Below are 22,858 nucleotides of genomic sequence, written 5' to 3' on the forward strand. Positions count from 1 at the left end.
GTCGGGTCTTCCGGCGCGTATCAGGCCGTGCAGTTCAGCGTGACCGAGACCGACCGGCCGACGACGATCGGATTGAACGCGTTGATGTTGTAGTCGTCGTCGATACCGATCCGGTCGATCGGCGAGAACGACGTGACGGTCCGCGGATTGCGGACGTTGGTCACCACACACTCGCTCAGCGGCGCCGAACCGACGCGGTCGATGTTGACCGTGTAGCCCTCACGCTGCAACCGGTTGATGGTGTCCTGTGCCGAATCGTCCGCCGACGCCAGACCTGCCGGTGCCGCGATGACCCCGCACACCGCGGCGCTTGCCGCAAGAGCCCACTTCGTACGCATGGCTCGTCTCCGTTCCTCTGTCCCCATTGTCGTCCGCTAGAACCCCGGGCGATATAGGAAAACTTCCCGCGTACCAGAGATCTGTGGTGGAAACGACGTGGCGACCGGAATGGTTCAACGACGGTTTCAGCGGTCGGCGCGCTGATAGGCGGTGACCACCGCCGCGCCACCCAACCCGATGTTGTGCTGCAGCGCCGCGCTGACGTTGTCGACCTGACGCGCGTCGGCGGTTCCCCGCAGCTGCCACGTCAGCTCGGCGCACTGCGCCAGGCCCGTCGCGCCCAGCGGGTGGCCCTTGGAGATCAGTCCGCCCGACGGGTTGACCACCCACCGTCCGCCGTAGGTGGTGTCGTCGTTGTCGATCAGCTTCGGCGCCTCACCCTCACCGCACAGGCCCAGCGCCTCGTACAGCAACAGTTCGTTGGCCGAGAAGCAGTCGTGCAGCTCGATCACCTGGAAGTCGGCGGGACCCAGTCCGGACTGCGCGTAGACCTGTTGGGCCGCTTTGACATTCATGTCGTAGCCGATCAGGTTCTTGGCGGTGCCGTCGAAGGTGCTCTCGAAGTCGGTGGTCATCGCCTGGCCGACGATCTCGACGGCGCGGTCGGCGAGCCCGTGCTCGTCGACGAACGCCTCACTGGCCAGGATCGCCGCACCCGAACCGTCGGAGGTGGGTGAGCACTGCAGCTTGGTCAGCGGGTCGGAGATCATCCGGGAGCCGAGGATGTCGTCGAGGGTGTACTCCTCCTGGAACTGGGCGTAGGGGTTGTTGACCGAATGCTTGTGGTTCTTGTAGCCGATCTTCGCAAAATGCTCGGCGGTGGAACCGTGCCGGCGCATGTGCTCTCGGCCGGCCGCGCCGAACATCCACGGCGCCACCGGCATCGCGAACTCGTCGATCTCGGCCATCGCCTTGATGTGGCGACCCATCGGCGACTCCCGGTCGCTCGCCCCGCCGCTCAGCGATCCGGGCTGCATCTTCTCGAAGCCCAGCGCGATGGTGCAGTCGGCCAACCCGCCGCGGATCGTCTGGGCGGCCAGATACAGCGCCGTCGAACCCGTCGAGCAGTTGTTGTTGACGTTGACCACCGGGATGCCGGTCATGCCGAGTTCGTAGAGCGCGCGCTGACCCGAGGTCGAGTCACCCGAGCAGTACCCGACGAAGCCGTGCTCGACCGCCGAGTACTCGATGCCGGCGTCGGCCAGCGCGTTGGTCCCCGACTCCTTCGCCATCTGCGGGTAGTCCCAGCCTTCACGAGAGCCCGGCTTCTCGAACTTCGTCATCCCGACTCCGACGACGAACACGCGGTTTCCCCTCATGGCGTTCCCTTCGCTTACGGCCCGATGTGGTGTAGACCACAATAGAACGTGTTCTAGTGAGCCGTGAAGGAGGCGTCGTGGCGTTACGGGTGGTGCAGTGGGCGACCGGCGGTGTCGGCGTCGCCGCGATCAACGGTGTCCTCGAACACCCCGAGCTCGAACTGGCCGGCTGCTGGGTGCATTCGAAGGCCAAGGCGGGCAGGGACGTCGGGGAACTGATCGGGACCGACCACCTCGGTGTCACCGCCACCGACAGCGTCGACGACATCCTCGCCATGGACGCCGACGCGGTGATCTACTCGCCGCTGCTGCCCGACCCGAACGAGGTCGCCGCCCTCTTGCGGTCGGGCAAGAACGTCGTCACCCCCGTCGGCTGGTTCTACCCCGGTGAGAAGGAGGCCGCGCCCCTGCGCGCCGCCGCGCTGGAAGGCGGCGTCACCCTGCACGGCACGGGCATCGCACCAGGGGGGATCAGCGAGAAGTTCCCGCTCGTCATGTCGATCATGTCCACGGGCGTGACGTTCGTACGCGCCGAGGAGTTCTCCGATCTGCGCACCTACGACGCCCCCGATGTGGTGCGTTACGTGATGGGCTTCGGCGACACCCCGGAGAAGGCGCTCTCGGGGCCGATGCAGAAACTGCTCGACGGCGGGTTCATCCAGTCGGTGAAGATGGTCGTCGACAAGATGGGATTTCGGGCGGACCCCGTGATCCGCTCGTCTCAGGAGATCGCCGTCGCGACCGCCCCGATCGAGTCACCGATCGGCGCCATCGAACCCGGGCAGGTGGCGGCGCGGCGGTTCCACTGGGAGGCGACCGTCGACGGCGAGGTCGTCGTCCGCGTCACCGTCAACTGGCTGATGGGTGAGCAGAACCTCGACCCCGCCTGGGAGTTCGGCGAGGCGGGGGAGCGCTACGAGATGGAAGTGCACGGCAATCCGGATTTCACGGTGACGGTCAAGGGATTTCAGCCCGACAGCGTCGAGGCGGGTCTGGAGAGCAACAACGGCATCGTGGCGACCGCGGCACACTGCGTGAACTCCGTGCCCGCCGTCTGCGCCGCCGCGCCGGGCATCGCCACTTACCTCGACCTGCCGTTGATCAGCGGCCGCGCGGCCCAGCGGCTGCGCTGAATCAGACTCGGGCGGCGCGCTTTCTGATCTCGTCGGGAAGGGCCTCGACGTCGTGCAGCCGGGACAGCAGATCCGGTTCGCCGAACAGGGCGCGGAACACCAGTCCGACGGTGACGTCGCTGTCGGGCCGGTCGACCACCTCGATCCCGTCGCCCGCCCGCACCGGTCCGGATTCGATGACCCGCAGATAGGCGCCGGGAACCGCCGCCTCGGTGAAGGTCTTGATCCAGCCCCGGACGCCGAGGTGCGCGGCGAAGGTGCGGCACGGCGTCCGGGGTGAGGTGACCTCGAGGAGCAGACCGCCGGCGCCCACCCGCCACCGCTCGCCGATCACCGCGCCGGTCACCTCGACACCGGAGGTGGTGAGGTTCTCACCGAAGTTGCCGTCGGCCAACGACCGTCCCAGCGTGGTCTGCCAGCGGTCGAGGTCTTCGCGCGCGTAGGCGTACACCGCCTGATCGTCGCCGCCGTGCAGCTTCATGTTGCCGATCACGTCGCCGGTCAGACCGCTGCCGAGCCCCTTGCGCAGCGGCCCGGGCGCCCGCACGTGCACCGCATCGGCGGTCGGCACCTTGTCGATCCCGGTGACCTTCGACGCGCGGGCGGGGTTCGGACGGGGTCGGGCGACGTTGACACTTAGCACGCGGGACACCGCTACAGGTTAGGGCGATGCGGGGCGGCCGGCTGCACTCACACCTGGCACACTGCCTGCCTGTGACGAAGCGAGCACTGGTGCTGGCCGGTGGGGGTATCGCGGGCATCGCGTGGGAGACCGGGGTGCTGCGCGGCATCGCCGACGAAGCGCCCGACACCGCCCGCGCACTGCTGACCGCCGACGTCCTGGTGGGCACCTCGGCCGGGTCGACGGTGGCCGCGCAGATCGGCAGCGGTCTGGGCATCGACGCGCTCTACGACCGGCAGCTGGCGGCGGCGTCGGCCGAGATCGACCCCGGGGTCAGCATCGACACGATCACCGGTGTCTTCCTCGCCGCGCTGACCGATCCGGACGCGACGACCACCCAGAAGCTGCAACGCATCGGCGAGATCGCGCTGTCGACGCCGACCGTCGCCGAGCACGTGCGCCGCGCGGTGATCGAACAGCGGCTGCCCAGCCACGACTGGCCCGACCGCGATCTGCGGGTGACGGCGATCGACACCGCCACGGGCGAACTGGTCACCTTCGACCGGACCGCGGGTGTGAGCCTGGTCGACGCCGTGGCCGCCAGTTGCGCGGTCCCGGGGGTGTGGCCGCCGGTGACGATCGGCCCACGGCGCTTCATGGACGGCGGTGTGGGCAGCACCGTCAACCTGGCCGTCGCCGCGGACTGTGAGGCCGCGATGGTGCTGGTGCCCTCCGGCCGGTCCTCGCCGTCGCCGTTCGGCAGCGGGGCGGTCGCCGAGGTGGACGGTTTCCCGGTTCCCACCTTGGGCGTCTTCGCCGACGACGAGGCGTTGGCCGCGTTCGGCGCGAACCCGCTCGACCCGGCGTGCCGGATACCGTCCGCGCAGGCCGGCCGGGCGCAGGGCCGCCGGGTGGCCGCCGGCGTCACCGACTTCCTGGCGGGTCAGGTCTGAAGCAGCGAGGCCGCCTGCGGCTGCTCGAACTGGTCGAGCGCCTCGACGGCCAACTGCCTGCCCAGCTCGATGACCTCGGCTGCGCGGTGGAAATCCAAACTGCGACAAGCTGATCGGGGAATCTCGATGAGCAGGTCGGGCGGATAGGCCGCGAGGGTGTGGCGGGCCAGCGCCGCCTGGGCGATGTCGATGGTGCGGTTCATCACGGCGAAACTGCCCAGTCTCGGCAGCGCCAACTCCTTGGCGGAGTCGACGAGTTGGTCGGCGCTGGTTTCTGTTTCGGGCTCGCCGGTGCTCTCCCCGTCCTCGTCCTCGGGGGTGGTGCCGAAGCGGCTGATCATGGACCGCACCGCCGGGGTGTCGAGGACCGCGCGCGCGGACTTCGAGTCCAGGAGCGCAGAAGTGCTGCGCAGCAAGCGGTTCAGCCAGTCGGCCGTCGAATGTGCCGCGTCGTCGTCGGGTTCGCCGCCACCGGACTCGCTACCACCGAGGCTCACCGCGATCGTCACGTCGGCGTTCACCGCGGCGACGGGCGCCATCGGCAACGGATCGAGGATGCCACCGTCCGCGAGCAACCGCCCGTCGAGCACATGGGGTGTGATGACGCCGGGGATCGCGATCGACGCGCGGATCGCCGCGTCCACCGGCCCGCGCTGCAGCCACACCGACCGGCCGGCGATCAGGTCCGTCGTGACGGCCGTATACGGCACCGGCAGGTCCTCGATGCACACGTCGCCGAGCAGCTCGCGGACCGCGTCGATGATCTTCTCCGCACGCAGTACGCCCGGCGCGGTGAGTGACGGATCCAGCAGGCGCAGGACTGCGCGCTGAGTCAGCGACTTCGCCCACTCGGCGTACTCGTCGAGCTTGCCCGCGGCCTGCAACCCGCCGACCAGTGCGCCCATCGAGGAGCCCGAGATGCCCACGACCTCATAACCGCGGTCCCGCAGTTCGTGGATGACGCCGACATGCGCATACCCACGCGCCCCGCCGCTTCCGAGCACGAGAGCGACGCGTTTGGTCATGGCGTCATTCTCCGCCCTTTTCGTGCACCGTGATTCGAAGTCAGCCGCATAGTTCGTCGGCGGCGGCCTCCGCGGCCACGATCACCGCTGACTGACGTCCGGGGGGGAGCTTCGACCACGGTGTGCCGAACGTTCCCGGACCCGCGGAGTCGGTGCCCTGCAATTCGGCCAGATACGGCTCCAGCTGGGCTTTCAGGTCACCGCCGCGGCCGGCCATCCACTGCCGGGCGGTGTTGCACGCCTGGAAGTACTCATCTTCGGTGGACTCGGCGGGGGCGCCCACTGCCGTCGTCACCCCGCCGGGGGAGACCTCGACCGCGCCGGGCGCCGCACTACGGGCCTCCGTCGTGGTCGGCGACGCCTCCACCTGCGAGGAAGCCTGCGATGACGATGGCGTCGAGGCGTCGTCACCGCCGGACGAACAGGCCGCGAGCGCCAGAGCGCCGGCGAGGGTGGCGGCCGCGAAGAGGCGGGGCAGGCATCTGCGCATGCGCCCAATCTATGCAACACTGGCCGCCGTGATGGAGCGGACCGCGGTTCTGGAGTGTTGTCGGGCCTGACGCCCACCCTCAGACCCGTCTGCCTCCTGGAGTTTCCCGCATGTCCGTGCACACCCTTGCCCCTGCCGTTCCCGCTGTCTCCGCCCCCACCCGGTTGCGCCTGCCCGATCTGCTGCATGCCACCGACCGCGGCGCCGACGACGTGCTCAACGGGCGTTACGACCACCTGCTGCCGCGCGGCGGCGTCCCCACCGACGACCGCTGGTACACGCGGCTGCACGGTGACGACGAACTCGACATCTGGCTGATCAGCTGGGTGCCCGAACGGTCGACCGAACTGCACGACCACGGCGGTTCACTCGGTGCGCTCACCGTGTTGTCCGGGTCGCTGTCCGAAACCCGTTGGGACGGTGAAGGGTTGCGGCAACGGCGGCTCGCGGCCGGCGATCAGGCCGCGTTCCCGCTCGGCTGGGTGCACGACGTGGTGTGGGCGCCGGACACGACCACCGGCCCCACGCTGAGCGTGCACGCCTACTCACCGCCGTTGACCGCCATGTCCTACTACGAGGTCACCGATCGGAAGACGTTGCGGCGCAACCGGACCGAGCTGACCGAATCCCCGGAGGGCTGACATGACCAGCCGCATCGACCGGATACTCGAAGACGCCCGCGCCAGGCTGCGCCGGATGCCCGCCGCCGAGGTGCCCGCCGCGCTCGCCCGCGGCGCGGTGCTCGTCGACATCCGCCCGCAGGCCCAGCGTGCTCGCGAAGGCGAGGTGCCCGCCGCGCTGGTGATCGAGCGCAACGTGCTCGAGTGGCGCTGCGACCCCACCAGCGACGCGCGGATACCGCAGGCCGTCGACGACGACGTCGAGTGGGTGGTGCTGTGCTCGGAGGGTTACACGTCCAGCCTCGCCGCGGCGTCGCTGCTCGACCTCGGCCTGCACCGGGCCACCGACGTCGTCGGCGGTTACCACGCGCTCGAGGCCGAAGGCGTTCTCGTCTAACTGTTCTCGTCGGAGTGCAGCACCGGCCGAAGCCGCTCGGTCTTCTCCGGCGTCCACCCGGGCGGCTGGAGCACCGCCGCCCACCCGTTGACGACGTCCCTGACGTAGACGTGGCCGTGTCCGTCCGGGACGTCGACGGCCACCGCCATATCCGCCGACACCTGCAGGAACGTCACCACCGGTATCCACTTCATCCGGGCGGTGCGGTCGTAACCGGGCGGCTCCTTCAGCCAGTCCGGCCGGGCGAACAACAGGTCGGGGTTCCACCACGCGATCGGGTCGGACGCGTGCTGCAGGTACACCACCCGCGGTGTGCCCCAGGGCCGGTCGGGCCGGTCGAGGTCGTCGGGGCGGGCGACGAACCGGACGTTCTCCCCGCTGTCGTAGATCGGCAGCCATTGCGGTGAGCCGGGATCGCGCTGCCGGGTCAGCTCGTTCCAGATGGTGTTGTTGAACGTGGGCCCGGAGAACAGCGCACCGTCGGTCCGCGCGATCAGGTTGTTGAGGGCGAGGAACGGCGCCTCGCCGCCGAAGGATCCGAGGCTCTCACCGAAGACGACGAGGCGGGGGCGCTGGGCTTCGGGCATCTCCCGCACCAACGCGTCGACCGCCTCGAACAACGCCTGTCCGGCCTGTCGGGCGTTCTCCTTGTCGACGAGGAACGACAGCCAGCTGGGCAGGAACGAGTACTGCATCGACACGATCGCGGTGTCGCCGTTGAACATGTACTCCAGCGCCGAGGCCTCCGCCTCGTTGATCCACCCCGTGCCGGTGGTGGTGGCGACCGCGACGACCGCGCGGTTCAGCCCGCCGGTGCGCAGCAGTTCCTCGGCGGCCAGCCGGGCCGTCGCCCGGATGCCGTCGGCCGAATTGAGCCCGGCATACGCGCGGATCGGTTCGATCGCCGGTGCACCGTTGAAGGCGCTGAGCTCGGCGACCGTCGGCCCCCCGGAGACGAAGACGCGGCCCTGGTGACCGAGTGACTCCCAGCTGACCAACGACTGCGGACCACCCGAACGCAGCGGGCTCTCCGGCGCGGGGGTGTCGGGATCGGTCTCGTCGTTGACCGTCTCGAACGTGTTGTTGATCGCGCTCATCAGACCGCGGACCACGACGCCGTTGAGCAGCGCGATCGACAGCGCGAGCAGCAGGGCCACCACGACCACCGCCGAGACCCGCGGCGGGGCAACACGATTGAGCTGCCGGACCAGGAAGACGACCAGACGCCGGATCAGCTGACCCACCTCGACGAGGGCGAACAGCACGACGATCGCCAGCACCGCGGTCAACGGATGGTCCCAGAAGCCCATCCGCGGCACACCCATCAGATCGCGGATCTGGTCTTGCCAGACGTGGAAGTACACGATCATCAGCACCTGGCCGACGACGCCCACCACGACCAGTGCCACCCACGCCCATTTCGGGGCAGGCGGGCTGGTGTCCCGGGAGAGCATGTAACGCGTGAGCCACACCGCGAACACGCCGATGGCGTAGCCGGCCGCACCGGCGCCGCCGCTGACCAGGCCCTGGAACAGCGGACCGCGCGGCAGCAGCGACGGGGTGAGCGAGAACCACACGAACACCAGGCCGGTGGCCGTGCCGAAGAACGTGTAATGCCGCAGCCACCAGGCCCGTTTCGGCGGTGGGGTCTCCTGCGGAGGCGTCTCCTCGACGGTCTGCGCGGTGTCGGTCACCCGTGCAATCTAGCGATGCGTGAAGTTGGCCGGGCGCTTCTCGCTGAACGCCGCCATACCTTCCTTCTGATCCTCGGTCGCGAAGGTGGAGTGGAAGAGCCGGCGTTCGTAGAGCAGGCCCTCGGTCAGCGTGGACTCGAAGGCACGGTCGACCGCTTCCTTGGCCATCCGGGATGCGTTGCGCGACATCCCCGCGATCGTCGCGGCCACCTCGTTGGCCTCGTCGAGCAGTCGGTCGGCGGGCACCACCCGTGACACCAGACCGCTGCGCTCGGCCTCCTCGGCGCCGATCGTGCGGCCGGTCAGGATCAGGTCCATCGCCTTGGCCTTGCCGATCGCGCGGGTCAGCCGCTGCGATCCGCCCATGCCGGGCAGCACGCCCAGCTTGATCTCGGGCTGGCCGAACTTCGCGGTGTCGGCGGCGATGAGGATGTCGCACATCATCGCCAGCTCGCATCCGCCGCCCAGGGCGTAACCCGCCACGGCGGCGATGGTCGGGGTGCGGGTGGCGGCGAATTTGCCCCACAGCGCGAAGAAGTCCGAGGTGAACACCTCGGCGAACGACAGGCTCGCCATCTCCTTGATGTCGGCGCCCGCCGCGAAGGCCTTCTCGCTGCCGGTGACGACGATCGCGCCGATACCCTCGTCGGAGTCGAATTCGGCTGCCGCTGTGGTGACTTCGGCCATCACCTGCGAGTTGAGCGCATTGAGCGCCTTGGGGCGGTTCAGCGTGATCGTGCCGACCCGGCCCTCGCGGGTGACGAGGATGGTCTCGTAGTCCATGGCTGCTCCTTAGGGGTCGTCAGGGAAAGGTGAGTTCGGGATCGGCGGGTGCGAAATAGGCGTCGACGTCCGCGGCGGTGACCTCGTCGACCGACTGATGCGACCACTTCGGGTTGCGGTCCTTGTCGACCAGTTGGGCGCGGATGCCCTCGACGAAGTCGTGTGAGCGCAGCGACGCACACGAGACGCGGTATTCGTCGCGGAGCACGTCCTCCAGTGTGTCGAGTCGGCCTGCCCGGCGGACGGATTCGAGCGTGACGGCCAGCGCGACGGGCGAGCGCGACGCGATGAGGTCGGCGGCGTCGTTGGCCGGGCCGGCGGCGTGGCCGCGCAGGGCGGCGATGATGTCGGCGACGGTGTCACCCGCGTAGCACTCGTCGATCCAGTCACGTTGGGCGAGGAGCTGACTGGGCGGCGGCTCGGTGGTGTGGGCGGCCAGCGCGGCGTCGACCCCGTCGGCGACGACCGCGGCCTTGAAGGCGTCGAGCTGGTCGTGGGGGACGAAGTGGTCGGCGAACCCCATGGCGATCGCGTCGGCCCCGGAGAACGGGGCGCCGGTGAGCGCGGCGTGGAGGCCGAGCAGGCCGGGGGCGCGGGAGAGCAGGTAGGTGCCGCCGACGTCGGGGATGAAGCCGATGCCGACCTCCGGCATGCCCATCTTCGTGGTGTCGGTGACCACCCGCACGTCGCCGTGCGCGCTGACCCCGACGCCGCCGCCCATGACGATGCCGTCCATCACCGCCACATACGGTTTGGGATAGCCGCCGATGTAGGAGTTGAGCTGGTACTCCTCGAACCAGAACCGCCGCGCGTCCGCGCCGCCGGCCTTGGCGCTGTGATAGAGCGCGATCACGTCGCCGCCCGCGCACAGACCCCGTTCGCCGGCGCCGGTGAGCAGGACGGTCCGGACACCGTCGTCCTTCTCCCAGGCGTGCAGCGCGTCGGCCAGCGTGGTCACCATGCCGTGGGTCAGCGAGTTGATCGCCTTCGGCCGGTTCAGCGTGACGAGGCCAACGCCGTTCTCCACAGAAACTAGGACATCCTCGTTTTCCGCCACGGGAAGCAATGTAGATCGTCGCCCGTGCCCGGCGCACGACGGGTAAGGTTTCGCTCGACTGTCCTGGGAAGTTCCTGTGAGATCTTGACACCGATTTCGGGAACTCATGCCGGACCGTCGATCGTTGATCGTGTGTTCGTCATCGAACCACCTATGAGAGGACCCGACGGTGCGCGAGAGCAGCAACCCGGTATTCCGCTCCCTGCCGAAGACGCAGGGCGGATACGCGACATTCGGTACCGGAGCCGCCGGCTACGGTGCCCAGCAGGTACACGCTGAGCCGTATACGACGCAGTACCCGGAGCAGACCGGCGTCGCCCGGCCGATGACCATCGACGACGTCGTCACCAAGACCGGCATCACGCTGGCCGTGCTGTCGGCCGTCGCCGTCGTCTCCTACTTCCTCGTCGGCATGAACCCGGCGCTGGCCGGCCCGCTGACCATGATCGGCGCCATCGGCGGCCTGGTGGTCGTCCTGATCGCGACCTTCGGCCGCAAGCAGGACAACCCGGGCGTCGTGCTGACCTACGCGGGCCTGGAAGGTCTGTTCCTGGGCGCGATCTCGTGGCTGTTCGGCAACGTCATCGTCGCCGGCGGTAATGCCGGCGCGCTGATCACCCAGGCGCTGCTCGCCACGTTCGGTGTGTTCTTCGGCATGCTCGTCGTCTACAAGACCGGCGCCATCCGCGTCACCCCGAAGTTCACCCGCATGATCGTCGCCGGCCTGTTCGGCGTGCTGGTGCTGATGCTCGGCAACTTCGTGCTCGCGCTGTTCGGTGTGGGCGGCGGCGAGGGCATGGGCCTGCGCAGCGGCGGCACGATCGCCATCATCTTCTCGCTGGTCTGCATCGGCCTCGCGGCGTTCAGCTTCCTGATCGACTTCGACGCCGCCGACCAGATGATCCGCGCCGGTGCGCCGGAGAAGGCCGCGTGGGGCGTCGCCCTGGGCCTGACCGTCACGCTGGTCTGGCTGTACATCGAGATCCTGCGGCTGCTCAGTTACTTCCAGAACGACTAGCAGCCCTCTAGGGAAGCCCGGCACCGGTGGTGCCGGGCTTTCTGCTATTGCATGGCGTTGACTTTGCGCCTACGGCGTTCGCCACCCGCACTTTCGCGCCTCCAGCGCAGAGTCGACGCGGGGCGGTATGCACAGTGCGCGATTCGTCCACATGCCGAGCTGTGGGCTGTGAAACGACGAACGGCGCGTCGGCGGCCGTCACGACACTTCGGCCATGGACGATCTGCCCTTCATCGGATCCGAGGCGTTGGCGGATGGACGGCTCACTCGGTACGAGCTTCGCCGCTACCACCGGGCGATCATGCCGGACGTCTACGTCGATCGGCGGGCGGAGCCGTCGCTGCGTCAACGCACGGTGTCGGCATGGTTGTGGACGCGGCGCGAAGGTGTCGTCGCGGGACTGCCAGCTGCCGCGCTGCATGGCGCGAAATGGATCGACGACGACGTCCCGGTCGAGTTGATCTGGCGAAATGCACGAACCCCACCGGGCGTCGTCACCCGCGCGGACGCACTTCTCGACGGCGAGGTTGCGACACTCGACGGTCTGCCGGTCACGACTGCCGATCGCACCGCATTCGACCTCGGCCGGCGGGGTCCGCTCACCGCGGCAGTGGCCCGGCTCGACGCCTTGATCCGGGCGACCGATGTCGGGGTCGGCGACATCGAGGCGCTCGCCGCAGCGCATCCCCATACGCGGGGCCTGCGCCAGTTGGAGAAGGCGCTCGATCTCGTGGACGTCGGCGCCGAATCGCCGAAGGAGACGTGGTTACGCCTGCTGTTGATCCGCCACGACTTTCCACGCCCGCGAACCCAGATCCCGGTCCCTGCCCCCGACGGCCACACCACCTACTACCTCGACATGGGTTGGGAAGACCTCGAGTTGGCCGTCGAGTATGACGGTGACCACCACCGGACGACGAAGGACCGTTTCGCCTACGAGATCCAGCGTGCAGAGGACATCGCGGCGGCGGGTTGGCACGTCGTCAGGGTGGCGGCGCGCAGCCGGGAAGCCGACGTGATCCGCCGCGTGACCCGCGCTTGGCGGCTACGCACCAGTTGACTCTGCGCTGACGGCATTCGCCACTCGCACGTTTGCGCCGTGAGCGCAGAGTCAACGAAAAGGGTTAGGAGAGCCGTTCGATGATCATCGCCATGCCCTGACCGCCGCCCACACACATCGTCTCCAGACCGAACTGCTTGTCGTGGGTCTGCAGATTGTTCAGCAGCGTGGCGGTGATCCGGGCGCCGGTCATACCGAACGGATGCCCCAGCGCGATCGCGCCGCCCGAGACGTTGAGCTTGTCCTCGTCCATGCCCAGCGCCCGCGCGGAGCCCAGCACCTGGACGGCGAACGCCTCGTTGATCTCGTAGAGGTCGATGTCGGCGATGCCCATCCCGGCATTGCCCAGCGCCTTCTTGACGGCCTCGATCGGACCCAGGCCCATGATCTCCGGCGACAGCCCGGACACCCCGGTCGCGACGATGCGCGCCAACGGCGTCAGGCCCAGGTCGCGGGCCTTCTCGTCGCTCATGATGACCACGGCGGCGGCGCCGTCGTTCAGCGGGCAGGCGTTACCGGCGGTGATCGTGCCGTTGGGCCGGAAAACCGGCTTGAGCTGGCTGATCTTCTCGTAGGTGGTACCGGCGCGCGGGCCGTCGTCCTTGGACACGACCGTGCCGTCCGGCAGCGTCACCGGCGAGATCTCCCGCTCGAAGAAGCCGTTGTTGATGGCCTCCTCGGCGCGGTTCTGCGAACGCACCCCCCAGTGGTCCTGGTCCTCGCGGCTGACGCCCGTGAAGAGCGCGACGTTCTCGGCGGTCTGGCCCATCGCGATGTAGACGTCCGGCAGGTTGCCGTCCTCGCGGGGGTCGTGCCACTCGTCGCCCCCGGCGGCGGCCTGGTTGGACCGTTCCTGGGCCTCGGCGAACTTCGGGTTCTTGGTGTCGGGCCAGCCGTCGGCGTTGCCCTTCGCGAAGCGCGACACCGTCTCGACGCCCGCCGAGATGAACGCGTGGCCCTCGCCGGCCTTGATCGCGTGGAACGCCATCCGGGAGGTCTGCAGCGACGACGAGCAGTACCGGTTCACGGTGGTGCCCGGCATGAAGTCGTAACCCAGCTGCACGGCCACCGCGCGGCCGATGTTGAAGCCGGACTCGCCTGCGGGCTGACCGCAGCCCATGATCAGGTCGTCGATGTCGCGCGGGTCCAGCGAGGGCACCTTGTCCAACGCGGCGCGCACCATCTGGGCGGCGAGGTCGTCGGGCCGCATGTCGACCAGCGACCCCTTGTTGGCGCGGCCGATCGGCGAACGCGCGGTCGAGACGATGACGGCTTCAGGCATGACGGCTCCTCGTTTCGCTGGCTAGGTGAAACCTAGCCTGGGGATGCGATGACCGGAGCGGGCACCCCGGTGGTGCGCCGCCACAGCCGGGTGATCCCGCCCAGCTTGGCCAGCAATGTGCTGACGTCCGCGGCCCGGGTCGGCAACGCCTGCTCCGACGCCCCGGTCGGGCTGTGCTCCCCGAGCGCCACGCACAGCGCGGGCAGCAACTGGCTGGCGGCCAGGGCATAACCCGCCGCCGAGGGATGGAACATGTCGTCGGAGAACAGCACGTCGGGCTGTTTGTAGAACTCCGGTGCGAGCAGGTCGGAGAACGGCACCGGGACGCCACCCTGGGCGCGTACGGCCGCCGCCTGTGCCCGCGCCAGGCGCAACCCCTTGGCCCGGGCCACCGTGCGCAGCGGCTGCGGGATGGCGGTGATCACGCCGAAGTCCGGACACGTGCCCACGACGACGACCGCATCGCTGGCCCGCAGGCGGGCGACGGCTTTGCCGAGCCTGCTCGCCGACTGCGAGACGCCGTTGAGCGCCGTGACGTCGTTCGCGCCGATCATGATGACGGCGGCGTCCGGCGGCGGTCCGGCCACGAACATCGCGTCGATCTGACCGGACAGGCCCTTGGAGGTGGCGCCGACGATCGCCTTGGTGCTCAGCCGGATGCGCTTACCGGACTGCTCGGCCAGGCCGCGCGCGATCAGCACGCCCGGCACCTCGTCGGCGGTGCGGCAGCCGTATCCGGTCGCGGTGGAGTCGCCGAAGATCATCAGATGCAGGTCGAACGGGTCACCCCGGTGCCACTTCTCGACGGGACCACCGCCGGGGGAGTAGACGCCGTCCGCGCGCGGCGGCACGTCCCAGGACTTCGGGATGACCTGGCGGGCCTGGTCGGCCTGTCCGGTGAGCAGGTTTCGCACCCCGATGTAGGCGGAGCCAGTCGATGCGAGCGTGGCCGCCACCGCAGCCGCCAGGGCACCGCGTGATGCGCGCACAGTTGACAGTTTAGGGACCGCCCGCGTGGCGACCCCCGACCGGCGATCACGGTGCGGTATCAAACCCGGTACGAAATTTGTTTAGACCATTGTGATATCGGTTACAAGTGCGAAGCTGAGTTACGGAGATCGGCTGAGTAGCTGAGCACACCTGGCACTACAACGGCGTAGAAGGTGGTGGCGATGACGGCACCGAGTAGGGTCCCGAGCTCCTCGTATGCTGGCCTCCGGGCGGGTCGACCGCAGAAGCCGCGGCGCTTCCCGGTCAGCGACGGCGCAACGGTCGAGGTGGTCGAAGACGGCCCGAGCATCCCCGCGCGACTCATGTCGCTGGCGGCGATGATGACGATCAAGCCCACGCTGACGATCGGTAGCCTCGCACCGAAGATGCCCTGGCCGTGGGGTGCCGTCGACTTTGCCTGCCGCGCCCTGCGCCCGGCCCCGGGCACCGTCCGCGCCACCATCGGCCTGCAGAACTGCACCGCCCAGCTGGTGCGGGCGCCCGGCGTCCTGCCGGCCGACGGCAAGCGCAGCGTGATCCTCTACATGCACGGCGGCGCTTTCCTGACGTGTGGCGTCAACTCGCACAGCCGGCTCGTGACGGCGCTGTCGAAGTTCGCTGACAGCCCGGCGCTGGTCGTCAACTACCGGATGATCCCCAAGCATTCGGTGGGTCAGGCCGTCGACGACTGCTACGACGCCTACCTGTGGCTGCGCCGCAAGGGCTACGAACCCGACCAGATCGTGCTGGCCGGTGACTCGGCGGGTGGATACCTGTCGCTGGCCCTCGCCGAGCGGTTGCAGCTCGAGGACGAGACCCCCGCCGCGGTGGTCACCATGTCCCCGCTGTTCGAGCTCGACAACGAGGCCCGCGCCAACCACCCGAACGTCCGCAGCGACGCGATGTTCCCGCAGCGGGCGTTCCACGCCCTGGTCGAGCTCATCGAGCACGCCGCCGAGAAGCATCTCGTCGACGGCCGTCCCGAGCCGGTGTACGAACCGCTCGACCACATCGAACCCGGGCTGCCGCGCACGCTGATCCACGTGTCCGGCTCCGAGGTGCTCATCAGCGACGCCCGTAAGGCGGCGCGTCTGCTGGCCGCCGCCGGCGTCCCGGTCGAGGTCCGGGTGTGGCCGGGGCAGATGCACGTCTTCCAGCTCGGGGCGCCGCTGGTGTCGGAGGCGCAGCGTTCGCTGCGCCAGATCGGTGAGTACATACGAGAGGCCACCTGGTAGTCGTTCGGCGCGCCTGGGACGATGGAGTCATGCGCATCGCCCAGCACGTCAGTGAGCTCATCGGCAACACCCCTCTGGTACAGCTGAATTCTGTTGTCCCCGAGGGGGCTGGCACGGTCGCGGCGAAGATCGAATACCTCAACCCCGGCGGCAGCTCCAAGGACCGGATCGCGGTCAAGATGATCGACGCCGCCGAGGCCAGCGGTGAGCTCAAACCGGGCGGCACCATTGTCGAACCGACATCGGGCAACACCGGCGTCGGGCTCGCGCTGGTCGCCCAGCAGCGCGGCTACAAGTGCATCTTCGTCTGCCCCGACAAGGTCAGCGAGGACAAGCGCAACGTGCTGCGCGCCTACGGCGCCGACGTGGTGGTGTGCCCGACGGCGGTGGCCCCCGACGATCCGGACAGCTACTACAGCGTCTCCAACCGCCTCGTCACCGAGATCGAGGGCGCGTGGAAGCCCGACCAGTACTCCAACCCGATGGGGCCGGAGTCCCACTACGAGACCACCGGGCCGGAGATCTGGCGCGACACCGACGGCAAGGTCACCCACTTCGTGGCCGGCGTCGGCACCGGCGGCACCATCACCGGCGCCGGGCGGTACCTCAAGGAGGTCTCCGGCGGGAAGGTCCGCGTCATCGGCGCCGACCCCGAGGGCTCGGTGTACTCCGGAGGCACCGGTCGCCCGTATCTGGTCGAGGGTGTCGGCGAGGACTTCTGGCCGTCGGCCTACGACCCCGCCGTGCCGGACGAGATCATCGCCGTCTCGGACGCCGACTCGTTCGACATGACGCGCCGGTTGGCCCGCGAGGAGGGCCTGCTGGTGGGCGGCTCGTGCGGGATGGCCGTGGTGGCCGCGATCGAGGTCGCGCAGAAGGCCGGTCCGGACGCGTTGGTGGTGGTGTTGCTGCCCGACGGCGGCCGCGGCTACCTGTCGAAGATCTTCAACGACTCGTGGATGTCGTCCTACGGATTCCTGCGCAACCGGCTGGACGGGTCGATCGAACAGCCGACCGTCGGAGATGTGTTGCGCGGCAAGTCCGGTGAGCTGCCCGACCTGGTGCACACCCATCCGTCGGAGACGGTGCGCGACGCCATCGGGATCCTGCGCGAGTACGGCGTCTCGCAGATGCCCGTCGTCGGCGCCGAACCACCCGTGATGGCCGGTGAGGTCGCGGGCAGCGTCTCGGAACGCGAGCTGCTGTCGGCGGTCTTCGAAGGCCGCGCCAAGCTGGCCGATGCGGTGGCCGAGCACATGAGCCCGCCCATGCCGCTCATCGGGGCGGGCGAGTTGGTCAGCACCGCCGCCAAGACCCTGCGCGAATGCGATGCGCTGATGGTGGTCGAGGAGGGTAAACCGGTCGGTGTGGTCACCCGCCACGACCTGCTCGGCTTCCTGTCGGACGGCAGCACGCGGCGTTAGTGGGATGCCATGGCGGCCATGCCTTCTGCCGTTGTGGTGAATCCGGTGCGCCGGGCGTGATCTTCGGTACTGTTAGCTCGCTCGTTCACAGCTGACCGCACATCGGAGAGCGACCATGACCGACCAACCTCCCCCACCGCCCGGAAACTATCCGCCGCCGCCTCAGGGCGGTTACCCGCCGCCCCCGCCGCCCGGTGGCTACCCGCCTCCGCCCACCCAGGGCGGTTATCCGCCGCCGCCCCCCGGTGGCTACCCGCCACCGCCGCCGCCGCAGGGCGGGTATCCGCCACCCCCACAGGGCAACTACCCGCCTGCCGGTTATCCCGTTGGGCCCCAGGGTGGTTACCCGCCCGCCGGCTTCGGGCCCGGTGGCTACAGCGTGGGCGAGGCCTTCTCGTGGGCGTGGAACAAGTTCGGCAAGAACGCCGTTCCGCTCCTCGTCGCCACCCTGGCCTACGGCCTCATCATCATCGTCATCCAGGCGCTGACCAATACGCTGTCGGCGGCGGTGGATCCGGGTGACTCCACCAACTACATGTCCGACGGCAGCGGCTTCGAGTTCTCCTACACCATCGACAGCCCGGCCGGGATCATCGTCGCGTTCATCGGCTGGCTGATCTCACTCGTGGTCGCCGCGGCCGTGCAATCCGCTTACCTCGGCGGCATGCTCGACATCGCCGACGGGCGAGAGGTTTCCATCGGGTCCTTCTTCCGGCCGCGCAACATCGGCAGCGTCATCATCGCGGGCCTCATCGTCGGCGTCATCACCACGGTGGGTTTCCTGCTGTGCGTCATCCCCGGCCTGATCGCGAGCATCATGTTGATGTTCACGGTGGTCAGCCTGCTCGACCGCAACCTCGCGCCGATCGAGGCCGTCAAGACCAGCTTCGACATCAGCAAGGGGAACTTCGGAAGCGTCTTCCTGGCCTGGCTGGTGATGGTCGTGACGGTGTTCGTCGGAGCCCTGCTGTGCGGTGTCGGCCTACTGGTGGCCGCCCCCGTCGCCACGCTGATCCTCGTCTACACCTACCGCGTCCTCACCGGCGGTCAGGTCGCACCCAAGCAGTAGCCCACGTCATCCGCGGAAGGCGCTGACCCCGGTCAGCGCCTCCCCGATGACCATCTGGTGCACCTCCGAGGTGCCCTCGTAGGTCAGCACCGACTCCAGGTTGTTGGCGTGGCGCAGCACCGGATACTCGAGCGTGATCCCGTTGGCGCCCAGCAGGGTGCGGCACTGGCGTGCGATCGCCAGCGCCTCGCGGACGTTGTTGAGCTTGCCGAAGCTGACCTGGTCGGGACGGATCCGCCCCTCGTCCTTGAGCCGGCCCAGGTGCAGCGCGAGCAGTTGCGCCTTACCCAGTTCGACGGCCATGTCGGCGATCTTGGCCTGGGTCAGCTGGTAGGCCGCCAGCGGTTTGTCGAACACCTCGCGGCTGCCGACGTAGTCCAGCGTCGTCTCCAGACAGTCCCGGGCCGCGCCCACGCTGCCGAACACGATGCCGAACCGCGCCTCCGACAGACACGCCAACGGGCCGGACAGCCCGCGCGCGTCGGGGAGCTGGGCCTCGGCGGGCAGCCGGACGTCGTCGAGGTGCAGTTCCGAGGTGTTCGACGCCCGCAGGGACAGTTTGTGCTTCATCTCCCGCCCCGAGAAGCCCTCGGTGCCGGCGGGGACGACGAACCCCAGGATGCCCTCCTCGGCTCGCGCCCAGACCACCGCGACGTCGGCGACCGAACCGTTGGTGATCCACATCTTCGACCCGTTGAGGATCCAGTCGGATCCGTCGCGGCGCGCGGTGGTGCGCATCCCCGCGGGATTCGATCCGAAATCGGGTTCGGTGAGGCCGAAGCAACCGATCACGTCGCCGGTGGCCATCGCGGGCAGCCACTGCTTGCGCTGCTCCTCGCTTCCGTGTTTGTGGATCGCGAACATCGCCAGCGAACCCTGCACCGAGACCATGCTGCGCAGCCCGCTGTCGACGGCCTCGAGTTCCTGGCACACCAACCCGTAGGCCGTGGCCGTCGACCCACCGCAGCCGTACCCCTCGAGGTGCATGCCGAGCAGACCGAGCTTGCCGAACTCGGAGGCCAGCTCGCGCACCGGCACCTCACCGGCCTCGAACCACTCGCCGACGTGGGGGCGCAGGCGCTGCTCACCGAAGCGGCGCACGGTCTGACGCAGCTCGCGTTCCTCGGGGGCGAGCATGGCGTCGGTGTCCAGCAGATCGTCGATACGTACCGTCATGAACCCATGTCTACACGGCGCTTCGATAGGCTCGACGGTGTTATGACTGAACAGCGCAGCGCCCACGGACCCGCCCACGGACTCGCCACTGGACTCGCCACGAAGGCCATCCACGCCGGGTACGCCCCCGACCCCCGCACCGGTGCGGTCAACACGCCGATCTACGCCAGCTCGACCTTCGCCCAGGACGGTGTCGGAGGGCTGCGGGGCGGCTTCGAGTACGCCCGCACCGGCAACCCGACGCGGCAGTCCCTGGAGTCGGCGCTGGCCGCGGTGGAGGAAGCCGGGTACGGCCGGGCCTTCGCCTCCGGGATGGCCGCCACCGACTGTGCGTTGCGCGCGGTGCTGCGCCCCGGTGACCATCTCGTCATCCCGGACGACGCCTACGGCGGCACGTTCCGGCTGATCGACAAGGTGTTCTCCCAGTGGGGCATCAGCTACACGGCGGTCGCGCTGTCGGACCTCGACGCCGTCCGGGCGGCGATCACCCCGCAGACCAAGATGATCTGGGTCGAGACGCCGACCAACCCGCTGCTGTCGATCGCCGACATCGCCGGTATCGCAGGCATCGCGGCCGAATCGGGGCTGAAGGTGTTGGTGGACAACACCTTTGCCTCGCCCGCGTTACAGCAGCCGTTGCTGCTCGGCGCGGACATCGTGTTGCACTCCACCACGAAGTACATCGGCGGACACTCCGACGTGGTCGGCGGCGCGCTGCTGACCAACGACGAGGAACTCGACACGGCGTTCGCCTTCCTGCAGAACGGATCGGGCGCCGTCCCAGGACCGTTCGACGCCTACCTCACCCTGCGCGGACTCAAGACGCTGGTGGTGCGGATGCAGCGACACAGCGAGAACGCTGCGGCGGTCGCCGAATTCCTCGACGGCCACCCGGCGATCGACACGGTGCTCTATCCCGGTCTGCCCAGCCATCCCGGCCACGACGTGGCCGCCAAGCAGATGAGCGGGTTCGGCGGCATGGTGTCGGTGCGGCTACACGGCGGGCCCAAGGCGGCTCGCGAATTCTGCGCCCGCACAGGCATTTTCATCCTCGCCGAATCGCTGGGCGGGGTGGAGTCGCTGATCGAGCATCCGGGTGCGATGACGCACGCGTCCACCGCCGGATCCCAACTCGAGGTGCCCGAGGATCTGGTGCGGCTGTCGGTCGGCATCGAGGACCGCGCGGATCTGATCGCCGACCTGGAGCAGGCGCTAGCCTAACGCCGCGCGCAGCGCCGCCGCGGTGACCGCGAGGTTCACCTCGGCCAGCCCGGTCGGCGACTCGTCGACCCAACTGCCGAGCGAGATCTCACCGGCCCGGCCGTGCACCCACCGCCAGCCCCGGTCGTTGAGGCTCAGCAGCGCGCCCAGCCCGTCCACCGCGTGCAGCAGCGTGATGACCGCCGCCGTCGAGGGGGTGGGCGGTGTGCGGTCGAACAGCGCCGAGAGCACCTGGGAGCGGGAGTGCGCGGCCCGGTCGCGGTTGGCCACCGGCCACCCGTACTGGTGGCCGATCCGCTTACTCCGCTTACCGGGCAGTTCGACCCGACCGATCTGGCCGGTGGCCTCCAGGTGGGCGAGCAGCGCGTCCTCGGTGTGCCTGCGCAGTCGGTCGATCGCCACCGGCGGGCGCAGGGCGCGGCGCTGCAGAAGCCGGAAGGCCGGTTCGGCGACGGGGTCGAGCGGGCCGCGGGGCGTCAAGGCGACGAGCCGGCCGGCCGGCGCGGGGTCACCGTCGACGGCGGGCCGGATGAGGCACGCGTGTGCGAGGTCGAGAAGCACCGCGGCGGCGAGTACCCGCTCGCGGCGCGGCTTGTCCAGGCACGGCTGCGCGGACGCGTTGTCCAGCAGCAGCAGTAACAGGTCTTCGGCGATGCGCGCCATGGACCGTCAGGAGTGGTACGGCTCCGCGCTGACGAGGGTGACCTCGACCGTGCTGCCGCTGGGGACGGTGTAGGTGCGCGTCTCGCCCACCTTCGCGTCGATCAACGCGGCGCCCAGCGGCGACGCGGGGGAGTACACCTCGAGCTTGCCGTCGTTGACGGCCTGCTCACGGGTGCCGATCAGGAACGTCTCAGTGTCCTTCTCGTCACCGTCGTAGTACACCTTGACCACGGAGCCGGGCAGTGCGACGCCCGACTGCTTGGGCGCTTCGCCGACCTTGGCGTTGTTGAGCAGCTCCTGCAGCTGGCGGATGCGCGCCTCTTCCTGACCCTGCTGCTCGCGGGCGGCGTGGTAGCCGCCGTTCTCGCGGAGGTCGCCCTCCTCGCGGCGGTCGTTGATCTCGGCGGCGATGACGGGGCGGTTGGCGATCAGCTGGTCCAGCTCCGCCTTCAGCCGGTCGTATGACTCCTGGGTCAACCACGTGACCTGAGTGTCAGTCATGTCCTTCGCGCTCCTGTCGTCGTTGTCTCGCGCTGTGTTCGCGTACGAAGTCTTTGGGGTCGAGGGCCGGGCGCTCGTGGCGTGTATCGCTGCAGCCCCCGACTCGTGCCTCCCCCGGCACGAAGATGCGTGTAAATGCAGCAATACACGGCCCCAGCCGGAACCGTGTACCGGTCGATCCTACCACCGACGCGTCAGCGGACGTTCACGATTTCGCTGTCGTTCGTTCGCCGGGCGCCACGCGCTACGGTGCCACCAGGTAGGGCGGCACGTCGAGCCCGCATCCGTAGACGTCTCCGATCACCGGCGGTTTGCTGGCTTCGACCACCGTCGTGACCTGCACCGTCGCCTGTTCCGACGGTGGCACGAGGATCTCGCGACGGCCGGTCTCGCTCCCGTCCTTGGACCGCGCCCGCACGATGCACACCGCGGGTCGCGAAGGGTCCTCGCGGGTGACGCTGACCGTCACCTCGACGGTGCGGTCGTCGATGATCCGGTAGGCCCCGAGCTCACCCTCGACCTCCTGGGTGCCCAACCGCTGGGAGGCCACGATCGCCAGGATCACCCCCGCGACGACCACGCCGGCGGCCAGGACGGCGGCCACCAGCCGACGCGTCCGGCGTGAGACCCGCTGCCGCCCGTAACGGGCGGCGGGACGTTCGATCATGCGTTTGGGGTGCCCGTCGGTCGGCGTGCTCTGTCAGGACTGAGACTATAGAGCGCAACGGGTGCGACCTCGAAGACGAGCCCGGGCCCGAAACTGCCCGGGGCATAGTCGCGACGATGC

At 69.0% G+C, this 22,858-nt stretch carries 24 protein-coding genes; 10 read left to right on the plus strand and 14 right to left on the minus strand.

Annotated features, from left to right (window positions below; genetic code table 11):
* Nucleotides 1-20 precede the first annotated feature (20 nt).
* Entirely contained in the window at nucleotides 21-338 is a 318-nt protein-coding gene (locus G6N49_RS00980; protein WP_011561553.1) for a hypothetical protein, read from the minus strand.
* Between the two features lie 126 nt (nucleotides 339-464).
* Nucleotides 465-1,658: a lipid-transfer protein gene (locus G6N49_RS00985; RefSeq protein WP_011856716.1), complete on the minus strand. Its 1,194-nt coding sequence runs from the start codon at nucleotides 1,656-1,658 to the stop codon at nucleotides 465-467.
* Between the two features lie 77 nt (nucleotides 1,659-1,735).
* Between G6N49_RS00985 and G6N49_RS00990 the strand changes: the two genes are divergently transcribed.
* The gene (locus G6N49_RS00990; protein WP_011561551.1) at nucleotides 1,736-2,791 is read left to right on the plus strand and encodes an NAD(P)H-dependent amine dehydrogenase family protein; all 1,056 of its coding nucleotides are present in this window, start codon (nucleotides 1,736-1,738) and stop codon (nucleotides 2,789-2,791) included.
* A gap of 1 nt (nucleotide 2,792) precedes the next feature.
* On the opposite strand, the gene G6N49_RS00995 is transcribed toward G6N49_RS00990, so the two are convergent.
* Nucleotides 2,793-3,434: an MOSC domain-containing protein gene (locus G6N49_RS00995; protein ID WP_011856715.1), complete on the minus strand. Its 642-nt coding sequence runs from the start codon at nucleotides 3,432-3,434 to the stop codon at nucleotides 2,793-2,795.
* 26 nt (nucleotides 3,435-3,460) lie between these two features.
* On the opposite strand from G6N49_RS00995, the gene G6N49_RS01000 reads away from it, so the two are divergent.
* Entirely contained in the window at nucleotides 3,461-4,366 is a 906-nt protein-coding gene (locus G6N49_RS01000) for a patatin-like phospholipase family protein (protein ID WP_011856714.1), read from the plus strand.
* On the opposite strand, the gene G6N49_RS01005 is transcribed toward G6N49_RS01000, so the two are convergent.
* Both G6N49_RS01005 and G6N49_RS01010 read right to left on the minus strand, forming a co-directional pair.
* A complete protein-coding gene (locus G6N49_RS01005; RefSeq protein WP_011561548.1) occupies nucleotides 4,357-5,391 on the minus strand; it encodes a patatin-like phospholipase family protein in 1,035 nt (344 codons plus the stop codon). The genes G6N49_RS01000 and G6N49_RS01005 overlap by 10 nt on opposite strands.
* Before the next feature lie 40 nt (nucleotides 5,392-5,431).
* Nucleotides 5,432-5,881: a lipoprotein LpqV gene (locus G6N49_RS01010; RefSeq protein ID WP_011561547.1), complete on the minus strand. Its 450-nt coding sequence runs from the start codon at nucleotides 5,879-5,881 to the stop codon at nucleotides 5,432-5,434.
* 110 nt (nucleotides 5,882-5,991) lie between these two features.
* Here G6N49_RS01010 and G6N49_RS01015 point away from each other — a divergent pair, with 110 nt between their 5' ends.
* Nucleotides 5,992-6,522 (plus strand): cysteine dioxygenase, encoded by a 531-nt coding sequence (locus tag G6N49_RS01015; protein WP_011561546.1) that lies wholly within the window; start codon nucleotides 5,992-5,994, stop codon nucleotides 6,520-6,522.
* A 1-nt stretch (nucleotide 6,523) separates the two neighbouring features.
* The gene (locus G6N49_RS01020; RefSeq protein ID WP_011561545.1) at nucleotides 6,524-6,898 is read left to right on the plus strand and encodes a rhodanese-like domain-containing protein; all 375 of its coding nucleotides are present in this window, start codon (nucleotides 6,524-6,526) and stop codon (nucleotides 6,896-6,898) included.
* On the opposite strand, the gene G6N49_RS01025 is transcribed toward G6N49_RS01020, so the two are convergent.
* From G6N49_RS01025 to G6N49_RS01035, 3 genes are read right to left on the minus strand one after another with little or no spacing between them, the layout of a single operon-like run.
* Nucleotides 6,895-8,592, minus strand: a complete 1,698-nt coding sequence (locus G6N49_RS01025) for an alpha/beta hydrolase (RefSeq protein ID WP_011768351.1) — start codon at nucleotides 8,590-8,592, stop codon at nucleotides 6,895-6,897. The two genes, G6N49_RS01020 and G6N49_RS01025, sit on opposite strands and share 4 nt — an antisense overlap.
* Before the next feature lie 9 nt (nucleotides 8,593-8,601).
* Nucleotides 8,602-9,375 (minus strand): enoyl-CoA hydratase, encoded by a 774-nt coding sequence (locus tag G6N49_RS01030; protein ID WP_011561534.1) that lies wholly within the window; start codon nucleotides 9,373-9,375, stop codon nucleotides 8,602-8,604.
* A gap of 19 nt (nucleotides 9,376-9,394) precedes the next feature.
* Nucleotides 9,395-10,432 carry an enoyl-CoA hydratase/isomerase family protein gene (locus tag G6N49_RS01035; RefSeq protein WP_011856713.1) on the minus strand — a complete coding sequence of 346 codons (1,038 nt, stop codon included), beginning with the start codon at nucleotides 10,430-10,432 and terminating at the stop codon, nucleotides 9,395-9,397.
* A 169-nt stretch (nucleotides 10,433-10,601) separates the two neighbouring features.
* Between G6N49_RS01035 and G6N49_RS01040 the strand changes: the two genes are divergently transcribed.
* Nucleotides 10,602-11,450 (plus strand): Bax inhibitor-1/YccA family protein, encoded by an 849-nt coding sequence (locus tag G6N49_RS01040; RefSeq protein ID WP_011561532.1) that lies wholly within the window; start codon nucleotides 10,602-10,604, stop codon nucleotides 11,448-11,450.
* A 214-nt stretch (nucleotides 11,451-11,664) separates the two neighbouring features.
* Nucleotides 11,665-12,510 carry a putative endonuclease domain-containing protein gene (locus tag G6N49_RS01045; protein ID WP_011856712.1) on the plus strand — a complete coding sequence of 282 codons (846 nt, stop codon included), beginning with the start codon at nucleotides 11,665-11,667 and terminating at the stop codon, nucleotides 12,508-12,510.
* 64 nt (nucleotides 12,511-12,574) lie between these two features.
* Here the strand turns inward: G6N49_RS01045 and G6N49_RS01050 are convergent, their stop codons facing one another.
* Both G6N49_RS01050 and G6N49_RS01055 read right to left on the minus strand, forming a co-directional pair.
* On the minus strand, nucleotides 12,575-13,792 hold the full coding sequence (locus tag G6N49_RS01050) for an acetyl-CoA C-acetyltransferase (RefSeq protein ID WP_011856711.1): 1,218 nt from the start codon (nucleotides 13,790-13,792) through the stop codon (nucleotides 12,575-12,577).
* 32 nt (nucleotides 13,793-13,824) lie between these two features.
* Nucleotides 13,825-14,781 carry an SGNH/GDSL hydrolase family protein gene (locus tag G6N49_RS01055; RefSeq protein WP_011856710.1) on the minus strand — a complete coding sequence of 319 codons (957 nt, stop codon included), beginning with the start codon at nucleotides 14,779-14,781 and terminating at the stop codon, nucleotides 13,825-13,827.
* 183 nt (nucleotides 14,782-14,964) lie between these two features.
* Here G6N49_RS01055 and G6N49_RS01060 point away from each other — a divergent pair, with 183 nt between their 5' ends.
* From G6N49_RS01060 to G6N49_RS01070, 3 genes are all read left to right on the plus strand, one after another.
* Nucleotides 14,965-16,017, plus strand: a complete 1,053-nt coding sequence (locus G6N49_RS01060) for an alpha/beta hydrolase (protein WP_011856709.1) — start codon at nucleotides 14,965-14,967, stop codon at nucleotides 16,015-16,017.
* Between the two features lie 29 nt (nucleotides 16,018-16,046).
* Entirely contained in the window at nucleotides 16,047-17,441 is a 1,395-nt protein-coding gene (locus G6N49_RS01065; protein ID WP_011856708.1) for a cystathionine beta-synthase, read from the plus strand.
* 115 nt (nucleotides 17,442-17,556) lie between these two features.
* Nucleotides 17,557-18,510, plus strand: a complete 954-nt coding sequence (locus G6N49_RS01070) for a DUF2189 domain-containing protein (protein WP_163647384.1) — start codon at nucleotides 17,557-17,559, stop codon at nucleotides 18,508-18,510.
* A 6-nt stretch (nucleotides 18,511-18,516) separates the two neighbouring features.
* Here the strand turns inward: G6N49_RS01070 and G6N49_RS01075 are convergent, their stop codons facing one another.
* Nucleotides 18,517-19,686 carry an acyl-CoA dehydrogenase family protein gene (locus tag G6N49_RS01075; protein ID WP_011768350.1) on the minus strand — a complete coding sequence of 390 codons (1,170 nt, stop codon included), beginning with the start codon at nucleotides 19,684-19,686 and terminating at the stop codon, nucleotides 18,517-18,519.
* Nucleotides 19,687-19,728: 42 nt separating this feature from the next.
* Here G6N49_RS01075 and G6N49_RS01080 point away from each other — a divergent pair, with 42 nt between their 5' ends.
* On the plus strand, nucleotides 19,729-20,907 hold the full coding sequence (locus tag G6N49_RS01080; RefSeq protein WP_011561524.1) for a cystathionine gamma-synthase: 1,179 nt from the start codon (nucleotides 19,729-19,731) through the stop codon (nucleotides 20,905-20,907).
* On the opposite strand, the gene G6N49_RS01085 is transcribed toward G6N49_RS01080, so the two are convergent.
* The 3 genes from G6N49_RS01085 to G6N49_RS01095 form a co-directional block, all read right to left on the minus strand.
* Entirely contained in the window at nucleotides 20,899-21,570 is a 672-nt protein-coding gene (locus G6N49_RS01085; RefSeq protein ID WP_011561523.1) for a GOLPH3/VPS74 family protein, read from the minus strand. The two genes, G6N49_RS01080 and G6N49_RS01085, sit on opposite strands and share 9 nt — an antisense overlap.
* 6 nt (nucleotides 21,571-21,576) lie before the next feature.
* Nucleotides 21,577-22,071, minus strand: coding sequence for a transcription elongation factor GreA (greA, locus tag G6N49_RS01090; protein WP_011561522.1), 495 nt, complete (start codon nucleotides 22,069-22,071; stop codon nucleotides 21,577-21,579).
* A gap of 244 nt (nucleotides 22,072-22,315) precedes the next feature.
* Nucleotides 22,316-22,738 carry a DUF4307 domain-containing protein gene (locus G6N49_RS01095; protein WP_011561521.1) on the minus strand — a complete coding sequence of 141 codons (423 nt, stop codon included), beginning with the start codon at nucleotides 22,736-22,738 and terminating at the stop codon, nucleotides 22,316-22,318.
* Between the last annotated feature and the right edge of the window lie 120 nt (nucleotides 22,739-22,858).

This window comes from Mycolicibacterium monacense (assembly GCF_010731575.1).
GTDB classification, from domain to species: Bacteria; Actinomycetota; Actinomycetes; order Mycobacteriales; family Mycobacteriaceae; genus Mycobacterium; species Mycobacterium monacense.